Consider the following 12,879-nt stretch of genomic DNA (forward strand, 5'->3'; position numbering starts at 1 on the left):
GTAGTGGCAGAAACGCGGCGTCCGGGTGCGCGAGCGGAGTCTGTTAGCGATAACAGCACCGTCGCGCACCCGGGACCGCCCTCTGATCTGCGCGGTTGGGAGCAACCATGTCCGAAGTGACACGACGAAACATCATCAAGGCAACGGCGGCGGGCGCCGGCGCCGCGCTGGTACCGGCCGCCTGGAGCGCCGCCGCGCGCGCCGGCTCGGCGGCGCCACCACAGGTGCTGGCCGCGAACGACCTGGCACTCTGGTACGACGAACCGGCCGGCACCGACTGGCTGCGCGCCCTGCCGATCGGCAACGGGCGCCTCGGCGCGATGGTGTTCGGCAACGTCGACACCGAACGGCTCCAGCTCAACGAGGACACCGTCTGGGCCGGCGGCCCGTACGACTCGGCCAACACCCGGGGCGCGGCCAACCTGGCCGAGATCCGGCGCCGCGTCTTCGCCGACCAGTGGACCTCGGCCCAGGATCTGATCAACCAGACCATGATGGGCAGTCCGGGTGGTCAGCTCGCCTACCAGACAGTCGGGAACCTCCGGCTCGCCTTCGGGTCGGCGAGCGGGGCGACCCAGTACAACCGGACGCTCGATCTCACCACCGCCACGGTGACCACCACCTACGTGCTTAACGGCGTACGGCACCAGCGGGAGGTGTTCGCCAGCGCGCCCGACCAGGTGATCGTGCTCCGGCTGACCGCCGACCGGGCGAACTCGATCACGTTCTCCGCCACCTTCGACAGCCCGCAGCGGACCACCGTGTCCAGCCCGGACGGGGCGACAGTCGCGCTCGACGGCATCTCCGGCTCGATGGAGGGGGTAAACGGCTCGGTGCGGTTCCTCGCGCTGGCCCACGCCGCCGTCACCGGTGGCACGGTCAGCAGTTCCGGCGGCACGCTGCGGGTGTCCGGCGCCACCAGCGTGACGGTCCTGATCTCGATCGGGTCCAGCTACGTCAACTACCGCACCGTCAACGGCGACTACCAGGGCATCGCGCGCAACCGGCTGAACGCCGCCAAGGGCGTCGACGTCGACCAGCTGCGTACCCGCCACCGCGCCGACTACCAGGCCCTGTTCGGCCGGGTCACGATCGACCTGGGCCGCACCGCCGCCGCCGACCAGCCCACCGACGTACGGATCGCGCAGCACGCGAGCACGAACGATCCGCAGTTCGCCGCGCTGCTGTTCCAGTTCGGGCGGTACCTGCTGATCTCCTCGTCGCGGCCGGGCACCCAGCCGGCGAACCTCCAGGGCATCTGGAACGACTCGCTGACGCCGTCCTGGGACTCGAAGTACACGGTCAACGCCAACCTGCCGATGAACTACTGGCCGGCCGACACCACGAACCTGTCCGAATGCTTCCTGCCGGTCTTCGACATGATCAAGGACCTCACCGTGACCGGCGCGCGGGTCGCCCAGGCGCAGTACGGCGCCGGCGGCTGGGTCACCCACCACAACACCGACGCCTGGCGGGGCGCGTCGGTCGTGGACGGCGCGTTCTGGGGCATGTGGCAGACCGGTGGGGCCTGGCTGAGCACGCTCATCTGGGACCACTACCTGTTCACCGGCGACCTCGGATTCCTCCAGGCCAACTACCCGGCGCTCAAGGGCGCCGCCCAGTTCTTCCTCGACACCCTCGTCGCCCACCCGACGCTCGGCTACCTGGTGACGAACCCGTCGAACTCGCCGGAGCTGGCGCACCACGCCGACGCCAGCGTCTGCGCCGGCCCGACGATGGACAACCAGATCCTGCGCGACCTGTTCGACGCCGCGGCCCGGGCGAGCGAGGTCCTCGGCGTCGACACCACCTTCCGGTCCCAGGTGCGTACCGCCCGGGACCGGCTGCCGCCGAGCCGCGTCGGTTCCCGGGGCAACGTGCAGGAGTGGCTGGCCGACTGGGTCGAGACCGAGCGCACCCACCGGCACGTCTCCCACCTGTACGGGCTGCACCCCGGCAACCAGATCACCAGGCGCGGCACGCCGGCGCTGTACGAGGCCGCCCGTAAGACGCTGGAGCTGCGCGGCGACGACGGGACCGGCTGGTCCCTCGCCTGGAAGATCAATTTCTGGGCCCGGCTGGAGGACGGCGCCCGCGCCCACAAGCTCCTGCGCGACCTGGTGCGCACCGACCGGCTCGCGCCGAACATGTTCGACCTGCACCCGCCGTTCCAGATCGACGGCAACTTCGGGGCCACCTCGGGCATCGCCGAGATGCTGCTGCACAGCCACACCGGCGAGCTGCACCTGCTGCCCGCGCTGCCGAGTGCCTGGCCCGCCGGGCAGGTCGCGGGCCTGCGCGGCCGGGGCGGTTACACCGTGGGGCTGACCTGGAGCAGCGGCCAGGCCGACGAGATCGCCGTCCGCGCCGACCGCGACGGCACGCTGCGCCTGCGGTCCCGGCTGTTCGCCGGCACCTTCACCGTCGCCGACGTCACCGACGGCAGCACACCGGCCACCACCCGCCCGGAGTCCGACGTCGTCGCGCTCACCGTCCGCGCCGGGCACACCTACCGGGCGGCGCGGCCCGGCGTGACGCCGTCGCCGACGGCCACACCGACGTCCACGCCCTCACCCACTCCGACCCCGACGCCGACGCCGACCCCGACCACCAGCTCCCCGGCGCCGTCCGGCGCGCGTGCCACGTACGCGATCACCGGCTCGTGGTCCGGCGGCTTCCAGGCCGAGGTCACGGTGACCGCCGGCGCGACCGCGATCCGCGGCTGGACGGTGTCCTGGACGTTCCCGAACGGGCAGGTGATCAACCAGATCTGGAGCGGCACGCACACCCAGAACGGCGCGAACGTGACGGTGCGCAACGTCGACTACAACGGATCACTGCCGGCCGGCGGCTCCACCACGTTCGGCTTCATCGGCACGGCCGGTGGCACCAACAACCCGCCGGCGAACCTCACCTGCACGACCACCTGACCCGCGACGCGCCCCGCCGCGGCCACCCGGCCGGGGCGGGGCGTACCGCCGGTCAGGCCAGCAGCGTCTCGCGCAGCCGCGCGCCCAGGTTCAGCTCGCCGACGACGCGGGGACCGGCCGGGTCGTACACGGCGATGCGGTGGTTGCGGCGCATCATCTCCCGCACCGCCGGCGGCAGCCGGGGCGGGTCGTCCATCGTGGCGAGCACCCGCGCGCCGGTGCCCATCAGCCGCTCCACGAGCGTCGCGCTGTCGGTGTCCACACGCACCCGGCCGAACTCCCAGCCCGCGGTGGTCAGGTCGAGCACCTCGAACAGGCGCGTGACGAACGGCTGCGGGTCGGTCACCCGGTCCAGCCGGTCGGCCCGCCCGCCGACCACCGCCACGGCGGCGGTGACCTGCGCGTACGGGTGCAGCCCGCTGGGCAGCGCGCCGAGCGGCCAGCGCAGCGCCGGCCCGGCCTCCTTCCACAGGGGCCGGTAGTTGCGGCGGTGCACCAGCAGTCGCCGCCCGGTGCGCCGGAACACCTCCTGCGCCTGGGCGAGCAGGTCGGCGTGCGCCTGGTCGGCGGCCTCGCAGACGATCCCGGCGGCCACCACGAGACCGTCGTCATCGGACAGCAGCCGGGTGATCGCATCGGCCTGCTCCGGGAACCGGAGGCGGGCGTGCGCCCCGTAGGACTGCCGGACGTCCCGCAGCAGCTCCTGCTGACGTGCAGGGTCCAGTTCGACCCGTCCGCCACCGAGCAACCGCTGGAGCCAACCCATCGCGCCTCGCTTCCGTCGCCGTCTGCGGACCGGGCAATGCTAGTTCGTCGGCCGATGCTCGTATGGTGACGGGGTGACCGATCGATCCCTGACCCTGATGGCGGTGCACGCGCACCCCGACGACGAGGCGACGAGCACCGGCGGCGTCCTGGCGCGCTACGCGGCCGAGGGCGTCACCACAGTGCTCGTGACGTGCACCGACGGGGGGTGCGGCGACGGCCCCGGCGGGATCAAGCCGGGCGACCCCGGGCACGACCCGAAGGCCGTAATCGAGATGCGGCGCGCCGAACTGGCCGCGAGTTGCGAGGCGCTGAAGGTCACCCACCTGGAGACGCTCGACTACGGCGACTCCGGGATGATGGGCTGGGCGACGAACGACGCGCCCGGCGCGTTCTGGAACACGTCGGTGGCCGAGGCGGCCGGCCGGCTGGCCGAGCTGATCCGGCGCTACCGCCCCGATGTCGTGGTCACCTACGACGAGAACGGCTTCTACGGCCACCCGGACCACATCCAGGCCCACCGGATCACCATGGCCGCGGTCGAGCAGACCGGCATCCCGGCCAAGGTCTACTGGACCACAGTGCCGCGCAGCGCGTTCCAGCAGTTCGGCACCGTCATGCGGGAGATCGGGGTGGAGTTCCCCGAGCCGGAGGCGACCGACGAGATGCCGGCGCTGGGCCTGCCGGACGACGAGATCACCACCTGGGTCGACACCCGCGGCTACGGCGGGCAGAAGTTCGCCTCGCTCGCCGCGCACGCCAGCCAGGCGGAGAACATCTTCTTCCTGCGTCTGGGGCAGGAGCGGTTCACCGAGCTGATGGGCATGGAGACGTTCGTGCGGGTGCGGGACACCACCGGCGCGGCCACGCCCGAGGACGACCTCTTCGCCGGGTTGCGCTGACCGGTCGTGGGCCCGGTCCGGGGCGGTCATCGGCTCACGTCGAGACGGTCTGTGCGGCCAGGTGCGCCAGTACGGCGCGGACGTCCCCGTCGGTCTCGGCCATGATCCGTCGTTGCCGGGTGGCGCCGGTGCCGTCCCGGCGTACCCGGTCCAGCTCGCGCCGGACCAGGTCCAGGTCACCGTGGCGGGTCAGCGCGGGTGTGACGGTGACGAACAGGTCGTCGACGAGGTCCCAGGCGGGCCGGGGCCGCCCGGTGCGCAGGTCGACGAGCCGGCCGTCGACGCCGTCGTGGGCGGCCCGCCAGTGCGCGGCGGCCACCAGGCAGTCCCGGATGCGTGGCGCGGGCACTCCCGCGCGGACGTCGTCGATCAGGGTGGCCACGAGCGCCCGGACCAGCCCGGCGACCAGCACTGTGTCGTCGACGGTGGGGCAGACGTCGCCGACGCGGACCTCCACTGTGGGGTACGACGCGGACGGGCGGGCGTACCAGTAGACCATCGCGGCGTCGAGCATGATCCCGGCGGTGATCAGGTCCGCCACCGTGGCGTCGTAGTCCGCGGCGGAGTCGAAGTGCGGCGTCGGTCCGATGCTCGGCCAGCGTTCCAGCTGCATCGAGCGCCAGCTCGCGTGCCCGGTGTCCCGCCCGTCGTGCAGCGGCGAGTTCGCGGTGAGCGCCTGCACCACCGGCAGCCACGGGCGCAGGTGGTTGCAGACCTGCACTGCGAGTTCCCGGTCCGGCACGCCGACGTGAACGTGGCAGCCGCAGACCGCCGGGTCGTGGGCGACCGGGCCGAACCGGCGGGACATGTCGTGGTAGCGCTGCTCGTCGGGCACCGTGCGGTGGGCCTCGCAGACCGGCGTGGCGCCGACCGCGACCAGCCGCGCCCCGGCCGTGTCGGCCGCGCGTGCGGCCGCCCCGCGCAGCGTGACCAGATGCTCCCGCAGCTCTGCGAGATCCGGGCTGACCGGCGTCACCATCTCGACCATGCTGTGCCGGAACTCCTGCCGGGTCTGCTCGCGGGCGGTGCCGGAGAGCGCGTCGCGTACCCGGTCGGCGACCGGCATGCTCTCGCCGGTGGCCGGGTCCAGCAGCAGGAACTCCTCTTCCACCCCGAGGGTCAGGACGGTGGGGATCTGCGGGGTGGTGGCGGTGGTGGTGGGCCGCGGCCTCACCGACGGCTCCACCGGCACGGAACGGTCGGCGTGTCGTCGTGAGGCGGAGTCATGTCTCGACGGTACGAGGGCGGAGGCCGGCCCGAGGCCGTTTCCGCCGACCACCGCCCCCGCGGGTGGCGGGGGCGGTGGCGGTACGGCTCAGCAGTCGAAGTAGAGCGCGAACTCGTGCGGCGTGGGCCGCAGCCGGACCGGGTCGACCTCGTTGGCGTTCTTCCAGTCGACCCAGGTGGAGATCAGGTCGTCGGTGAAGACGTTGCCGTCGAGCAGGTAGTCGTGGTCGGCCTCCAGCGCCGCCAGCGCCTCGGGCAGCGAACCGGGCACCTGCTTGACGTCGCCCCACTCCTCCGGCGGAAGGTCGTAGAGGTCCTTGTCGATCGGCGCCGGCGGCTCGATCTTGTTCTTGATGCCGTCGAGACCGGCCATGAGCATCGCGGAGAACGCCAGGTAAGGGTTGCTGGACGGGTCGGGGACGCGGAACTCGACGCGCTTGGCCTTGGGGTTGCTGCCGGTGACCGGGATGCGGGTGCAGGCGGAGCGGTTGCGCTGGGAGTAGACCAGGTTGACCGGGGCCTCGAAGCCGGGCACCAGGCGGCGGTAGGAGTTGATCGTGGGGTTGGTGAAGGCGAGCAGCGAGGGGGCGTGGTGCAGCAGGCCGCCGATGTACCAGCGGGCGGTGTCGGACAGGCCGGCGTAGCCGGTCTCGTCGTAGAACAGCGGCTCGCCGCCGCGCCAGAGGCTCTGGTGGGTGTGCATGCCGGAGCCGTTGTCACCGAACAGCGGCTTGGGCATGAACGTCGCGGTCTTGCCGTGCGCCCACGCCTCGTTCTTGATCATATACTTGAACAGCTGGAGCTCGTCCGCCGAGTGCAGCAGCGTCGAGAACTTGTAGTTGATCTCCGACTGCCCCCCCGTGCCCACCTCGTGGTGCGAACGCTCGACGGTGAAACCGCCGTCCACCAGCCGCCGCACCATCCGGTCGCGCAGGTCGGCGTAGTGGTCCACCGGCGGCACCGGGAAGTAGCCGCCCTTGTACGCGGTCTTGTAACCCCGGTTGCCGCCCTCCTCGATCCGGCCGCTGTTCCAGGCGCCCTCGATCGAGTCGATGTAGTAGAACGACTGGTGCGCCGACGTCTCGTGGCGGATGGAGTCGAAGATGTAGAACTCCGCCTCCGCACCGAAGTACGCGGTGTCCGCGATCCCGCTCGCCGCCAGATACGCCTCGGCCTTCTTCGCCACGTTGCGCGGGTCGCGGGAGTACGCCTCGCGGGTGAACGGGTCGTGGACGAAGAAGTTCAACGCCAGCGTCTTCTGCGCCCGGAACGGGTCGATGAAAGCCGTCGACACGTCCGGCAGCAGCAGCATGTCCGACTCGTGGATCGACTGGAAGCCGCGGATCGAGGACCCGTCGAAGGCGAGACCGTCGGTGAAGACGCTGTCGTCGAACGACTCGACCGGCAGGTTGAAGTGCTGCATCACGCCGGGCAGGTCACAGAAACGTACGTCGACGAACTTCACGTCCTCGTCGGTGAGGTATCGCAGGAGTTCCTCGGAATTGGCGAACACACGTCCTCCTGGCAGGCGTCGTTGATCCTGGCCACGTCCCGTGGCCGGACCGCCCGGGGACATGGCCCGTACCGCCACCGTACGACGGCTCGCCGTGCCCGGCTCGGCAACCGCCCATCCGGGTTTCCTTCGCCACATGCCGGGTAGTCGCCGTACCCGGCGGACCGCCCGGGAGACGACGCGGCGGGAGGTTGGCATGGTGAGTGCTCCGCGACTGACCGGTGGGCGCTGAGATGTGCGGGATCAGCGGTGAGGCCAGGTTCGACGGGGCCACCCCCGACACCGACGCGGTGAACCGGATGACCGCGGCCATGCGCTCCCGCGGCCCGGACGGTGAGGGCGCGTGGAGCGACGGCTGGATCACCCTCGGGCACCGCCGGCTCACCGTGATCGACCTGTCCGAGGCCGGCGCCCAGCCGATGGTCCGCGACGACCTCGGCCTGGCCCTGGTCTTCAACGGTTGCGTCTACAACTACCCGGAGCTGCGCGACGAGCTGCGCGCCGCCGGGCACACGTTCCACAGCACCAGCGACACCGAGGTGATCCTGGTGGCGTACGCGCAGTGGGGGGAGCGGTTCGTCGACCACCTGGTCGGCATGTTCGCGGTGGCGCTGGTGGACCGGCGGCGCCGCCGCCTCGTGCTGGCCCGCGACCGGCTGGGCATCAAGCCGCTCTACCTCGCCGAGTCGCCCGGCCGGCTGCGGTTCGCCTCCACGCTGCCGGCGCTGCTGGCCGGCGGCGACGTCGACACCGGCATCGACCCGGTCGCGCTGCACCACTACCTGTCCTGGCACTCGATCGTGCCGGCGCCCCGCACGATCCTGCGCGGCATCCGCAAGCTGCCCCCGGCCACCGTCCGGGTGGTCGAGGCCGACGGGCGCAGCCGCGAGCGCGTCTACTGGCGGCCCGAGTACCGGCGCGACCCGGCCCACGACGGCATGGACGCCGCCGACTGGCGGGCCGCCGTCGGGGACGCGCTGCGCACCGCCGTACGCCGCCGGCTGGTTGCGGACGTGCCGGTCGGGGTGCTGCTCTCCGGCGGCCTCGACTCCAGCATGATCGTGGCGTTGCTCGACGGCGCCGGACAGCACCACCTCCAGACGTTCAGCATCGGCTTCGACAGCCGCGGCGACGAGACCGGTGACGAGTTCCACTACTCCGACCTGGTCGCCCGCACGTTCGGCACGGACCACCACCGCATCCGGCTCGCGGACGGCGATCTGGGCCCTGCCGTACGCGCCACCGTGGCGGCCATGACCGAGCCGATGGGCAGCCACGACGTGGTGGCGTTCCACCTGCTCTCCGAGCAGGTCGCCCGGCACGTGAAGGTGGCGCAGTCCGGCCAGGGCGCCGACGAGGTGTTCGCCGGCTACGGCTACCACCACCGGCTGGCCGCCTCGGCCCGCGAGGACGCGACGGCCGAGTTCACCGCCGCGTTCTTCGACCGCGACCACGCCGAGCTGACCGAGGTGGTCGAACCGGCGTACGCCTGCGACGGTGACGCCAGCGGCGAGCTGGTCGCCGCGGACCTGGCCGCGCCGGGCGCGCAGACCGCCGTGGACGCGGTGCTGCGCCTGGACACCCACCTGATGCTGCCCGACGACCCGGTCAAACGGGTGGACAGCATGAGCATGGCGTGGGGGCTGGAGGTGCGCACGCCCTTCCTCGACCAGGACCTGGTCACGCTCGCCGCGGCCTGCCCGCCCGAGCACAAGCTGGCCCAGGGCGGCAAGGGCGTGCTCAAGGAGGTGGCCCGGGAGGTACTGCCCGCCGAGGTCATCGACCGGCCCAAGGGCTACTTCCCGGTGCCGGCGCTGCGCAACGTCGACGGTCCCGTGCGAGAGTTGGTGGTCGAGGCGCTGGGTGCGCCCGAGGCGCGCCGGCGCGGGCTGTTCCGCCGCGCGTACGTCGACGAGCTGCTGGCCGAGCCGGACCGGGCCCAGGCCGCCGCCGGCAGCAACAAGCTGTGGCAACTGGGCCTGCTGGAGCTGTGGTTGCAGACGCACGGCGTGAGCTGAGCGGGGCGGGAGGAGCGCGATGAAGTTCGTCATCGAGAGCGGGGCCGACGGCACTGTGGGATTCACCGTCGTCGGCGGCGACGGTCAGGTGCTCGCCACCGGTGCGCCCTGCCCGGACAAGGGCTCGGCTCTCGCCGTGGTCGGTGAGCTGATGCACGGGCTCGGCGACGCCTGCCTTGAGGACCGGACCGAGGCGACCGCCGGGCCGGTGGCCGGCACCCGGACCGAGATCGGCGACGACATGTCGGACATCGGCCGCTCCGGCATCCCGCCGGTCTGACCGGCGGCACGTCCCGCCCGGCCCGCGAGTGGCCCTGAACGCGACACGTCCCGCCGGGGCCACGAGCCCGGGCGGGACGGTGCGCTCACTGCTCGTCGTCGAGCACCTCTGTGTGGCCGTCCCGGGTGACTGTGGGCGGCAGGTGCTCGTCCGGCTGGGGCGCCTCGGCCAGTGTGTGGTGCGGGTCGCCGTCGGGCGAGAACAGCACCCGATCGGTCTTGCGGGTCTTCTCCTGCTCCTCCTCCGGCTCCGTCACCGCGTTCTCCCTCCGCTCACCGGCGCCCCGGGCAGGCCGCCCCTCGTCCCACGCTAAGCGCCGGACGGGCGCCGGGAGCGGGTTTCCGCGCGACGGCCCGCTGTCACACGGCCGGACGGTACGGCCGCCGGGTCAGGCTCGCGTACGCCATCGTGGTCAGCGTGACGATGTCGAACACCGGCACACCCAGCCGCGCCTGGATCCGGTGGGCGAACGGCACCAGGTCGGTGCACTCGACGACCAGCGCCCCCAGACCCGGGTGGGCGCGGGCCAGCGCGTCGACCCGCTCGTCCACCTCGGCCGCCAGCCGCTCGACGTCGAGGGCGTCGCGCCGCCCCTCCAGCATCACCTCGCGGAACTCCGGCTGCCCGGCCATGCCGGTGACCGCCACCGGCACGTCGGCCGCGCCGATCGCGGCCAGGTGGCGCGGGGTCAGCGCCGCCTCGTCGGCGACCAGCAGCCCGACCGGGCGCCCGACCATCCGGTGCACCATCGGCAGTTGCACCAGGCTCGACGACCACAGCGGGACGCGCACCGCGGCGGCGAGTTCGGCCTGGAACAGCACGAGGAACCCGCACGCGCCGGTGATCCCGGCGACCCCGGCCGCCTCCAGGTCGCGGGCCGCGTCGACGAACGGTCGCAGCAGCGTCGGGTCGGCCTCGCGGACCAGCCGACGCGGAGTGGCGCCCTCGACCACCCGGTAGCGCACCGGGAAGTCGAACGTGTCCGGGTTGCGGATGTGCCCGGGGATCTTGTCGAAACTGGTGTCGAGGCAGAGCACCCCGATCTCCGGCCGGTCGCTCACGAGATCCCCTTCCGGAAGCGGTCCAGGGCGAACGTCTCCAGCGGCAGGTCCGGCTCGGCGCCGGAGAGAAGCTGGGCGAGCAGCTGCCCGCCGGCCGGGGCCAGGCCCATCCCGATGTGCCCGTGCCCGGTGGCCACGCTGACGTTGTCGTAGCCGCCGGCCCGCCCGAGCAGCGGCAGGCTGTCCGGGGTGCACGGGCGCAGTCCGCTCCACACGTCCAGGCGCCGGCCGGTGTCCAGAGCCGGCAGGTACCGCCGCGCGGTGTGCAGGATCCCGTCGACGCGGCGCGGTGAGATCGACGCGTCCAGCCCGGACAGCTCCAGCGTGCCGCCGACGCGTACCCGGTCACCCAGCGGCATCACCGCGACCTTGCCCTCGCTGAGCAGCACCGGCCGGGTCGGCGTGCCCGGGCCAGCGGGCAGCGTGACGGTGTAGCCCTTCGCCGGTTGCAGCGTCAGCCCGACGCCGAGCATCCGGGCGCAGGCCGCCGACCACACCCCGGCGGCGATCACCACCTCGGCCGGGCGCAGCTCACCCCTGGTGGTGCGCACCGCGCGTACCCGCCGCCCGGTCACCTCGAAGTCGCGTACCTCCGCGCCGGTGACGACGTCCACGCCCCGGGCCCGCAGCGCCCGCGCGAGCGCCACCAGGAACGCCGGGATGCGCAGCGCGGCGCCCTCCTCGTTGAGCAGCGTCCCGGCCACCGCGAACTCGACGCCGGGTTCCAGCCGGGCCAGCTCGGCCCGGTCCAGCTCGCGCAGCGGCACGCCGCGCGCGGTCGCGGCCGGGATCGTCCGGCGCGCTTTGGCGTACCCCTGCTCGGTGTGGCAGGCGAGGATCATGCCGCGTTCGGTGAGTGTCCCGGCCAGCTCGCCCTCGGCGCAGATCTCACGCAGCAGCCCGAGGCTGCGCTGCTTGAGCGCGAGCAGCGTCTCGAACCCGGCGCGGGCGTGCCGTTCGGTGCAGTGCCGGCGGAAGTGCCACAGCCAGGCCAGCAGCGCGCCGTCGAGCCGGGGCCGGACCGCGAACGGGCTCTCCGGGCTGAACAGCCAGCGGATCCCGGTGGCCGGCACCCCCGGCTCGGCCAGCGGCGCCGAGCCCTGGGTGCCGACGAAACCGGTGTTCCCGGCCGAGCAGGCCGCCGGGTCGCCGACCTCGCCCCGGTCGACCACCGTCACGGTGTGCCCGGCGCGGCGCAGGAACCAGGCACAGCACAGGCCCACCACCCCCGCGCCGACGACCAGCACGTCGGGGTCGGTACGGGCCGGCGTCGTCATCCGTCGCCGCCGGTCAGAGCGTGACGACGAAGAAGCAGGTGGGCAGGTTCACCACGACCCGCTCCCAGATCTCGGCGCGCAGCGCCACCCCGGGTTCGGCGAACGTGCCCGGCGGCGGCTCGGCGAACCCGATGGTGGACCGGCCGGCGTCGAACAGCAGCGCGCCGTGGCCGAAGTCCCCGACGATCGCGGTGCCCGGGTCGACCAGCCGGGTACGCACGATGAACACGCCGTTGTCCTCCACGTCCCGCATCAGCGAGCCGCTGCCCAGCAGCCGGTAGTAGTCGGCCGGGTTGATGATCAGCCCGTCGGCGGTGCTGCCCATCTGCTCGACCTCGTTGCAGGCCGCCAGGATGGTCGACGCGAACGGGCCTGGGTCGGTGAGCCGGCCCAGGTCCGGCATGGTCAGCAGCCCGCCGTCGCCGCGCAGGATGGTGTGGTTCTCCGCGGTGGCCAGCCGCACCACCAGCCGGTAGTCGATGAACTGGGCGAAGCTGACCGGGTCCTCCCACAGCGTGTCCGGCACCTGCACCCACGCGGTGGTGGTGAGCAGCGGCGGGATGGGGGAGCGGTGGAAGTGGTTCGCCGCCTCCCGGCGCAGGTCCGCGCCGTCCACCGCCGGGTCGTCCGGGCGGGGCGGGCTCTCGTGCCAGTAGTAGTCCTGCGGATCCCGGGACAGGTCCACCACCTTGAGCATGTTCCGGGACGGGTAGCGGGGCTTGCGCCGGGAACTGGTCAGCGAGTCGGTGATCGTCACGTCGTAGTCGACGCTGGTGTCGAAGCCGTCCTTGGCGAACGCCTCGACGAACGTCGCGCCGGGCGACATCTGCGTCTTCCGTTCGGCGACCACCTCGGCGATCGTCCGCTTCACGGTGTCGGTGCGCTGTGACATCTGCTGTCCCTTCC

The 12,879-nt window shown here is 72.6% G+C and carries 11 protein-coding genes; 4 read left to right on the forward strand and 7 right to left on the reverse strand.

Annotated elements, in window-relative coordinates:
• The first annotated feature begins 107 nt into the window (after positions 1–107).
• Positions 108–2,930 carry a glycosyl hydrolase family 95 catalytic domain-containing protein gene (locus tag GA0070562_RS21670; protein WP_091425205.1) on the forward strand — a complete coding sequence of 941 codons (2,823 nt, stop codon included), beginning with the start codon at positions 108–110 and terminating at the stop codon, positions 2,928–2,930.
• A 52-nt stretch (positions 2,931–2,982) separates the two neighbouring features.
• On the opposite strand, the gene GA0070562_RS21675 is transcribed toward GA0070562_RS21670, so the two are convergent.
• On the reverse strand, positions 2,983–3,696 hold the full coding sequence (locus tag GA0070562_RS21675; RefSeq protein WP_091425206.1) for a hypothetical protein: 714 nt from the start codon (positions 3,694–3,696) through the stop codon (positions 2,983–2,985).
• A gap of 73 nt (positions 3,697–3,769) precedes the next feature.
• Between GA0070562_RS21675 and GA0070562_RS21680 the strand changes: the two genes are divergently transcribed.
• Positions 3,770–4,597, forward strand: a complete 828-nt coding sequence (locus GA0070562_RS21680) for a PIG-L family deacetylase (protein ID WP_091425207.1) — start codon at positions 3,770–3,772, stop codon at positions 4,595–4,597.
• 34 nt (positions 4,598–4,631) lie between these two features.
• Here the strand turns inward: GA0070562_RS21680 and GA0070562_RS21685 are convergent, their stop codons facing one another.
• Both GA0070562_RS21685 and glnA read right to left on the reverse strand, forming a co-directional pair.
• Positions 4,632–5,771, reverse strand: coding sequence for a carboxylate-amine ligase (locus GA0070562_RS21685; RefSeq protein WP_091425320.1), 1,140 nt, complete (start codon positions 5,769–5,771; stop codon positions 4,632–4,634).
• Positions 5,772–5,912: 141 nt separating this feature from the next.
• The gene (gene glnA, locus GA0070562_RS21690; protein ID WP_091425209.1) at positions 5,913–7,337 is read right to left on the reverse strand and encodes a type I glutamate--ammonia ligase; all 1,425 of its coding nucleotides are present in this window, start codon (positions 7,335–7,337) and stop codon (positions 5,913–5,915) included.
• A gap of 233 nt (positions 7,338–7,570) precedes the next feature.
• On the opposite strand from glnA, the gene GA0070562_RS21695 reads away from it, so the two are divergent.
• Complete coding sequence (locus tag GA0070562_RS21695) at positions 7,571–9,355, forward strand: N-acetylglutaminylglutamine amidotransferase (RefSeq protein WP_091425211.1); 1,785 nt, start codon at positions 7,571–7,573, stop codon at positions 9,353–9,355.
• 19 nt (positions 9,356–9,374) lie between these two features.
• Complete coding sequence (locus GA0070562_RS21700) at positions 9,375–9,635, forward strand: YegP family protein (RefSeq protein ID WP_091425214.1); 261 nt, start codon at positions 9,375–9,377, stop codon at positions 9,633–9,635.
• 85 nt (positions 9,636–9,720) lie between these two features.
• On the opposite strand, the gene GA0070562_RS30345 is transcribed toward GA0070562_RS21700, so the two are convergent.
• The 4 genes from GA0070562_RS30345 to GA0070562_RS21715 form a co-directional block, all read right to left on the reverse strand.
• Entirely contained in the window at positions 9,721–9,891 is a 171-nt protein-coding gene (locus GA0070562_RS30345) for a hypothetical protein (protein ID WP_162959107.1), read from the reverse strand.
• A gap of 103 nt (positions 9,892–9,994) precedes the next feature.
• Positions 9,995–10,696: an aspartate/glutamate racemase family protein gene (locus tag GA0070562_RS21705; protein ID WP_091425217.1), complete on the reverse strand. Its 702-nt coding sequence runs from the start codon at positions 10,694–10,696 to the stop codon at positions 9,995–9,997.
• Positions 10,693–11,973 carry an NAD(P)/FAD-dependent oxidoreductase gene (locus tag GA0070562_RS21710; RefSeq protein ID WP_091425220.1) on the reverse strand — a complete coding sequence of 427 codons (1,281 nt, stop codon included), beginning with the start codon at positions 11,971–11,973 and terminating at the stop codon, positions 10,693–10,695. The genes GA0070562_RS21705 and GA0070562_RS21710 overlap by 4 nt, the downstream gene beginning before the upstream one ends.
• 13 nt (positions 11,974–11,986) lie before the next feature.
• Positions 11,987–12,865 (reverse strand): family 3 encapsulin nanocompartment shell protein, encoded by an 879-nt coding sequence (locus GA0070562_RS21715; protein WP_091425222.1) that lies wholly within the window; start codon positions 12,863–12,865, stop codon positions 11,987–11,989.
• Between the last annotated feature and the right edge of the window lie 14 nt (positions 12,866–12,879).

Origin of the sequence: Micromonospora tulbaghiae, assembly GCF_900091605.1 — a bacterium.
Classification (GTDB): domain Bacteria; phylum Actinomycetota; class Actinomycetes; order Mycobacteriales; family Micromonosporaceae; genus Micromonospora; species Micromonospora tulbaghiae.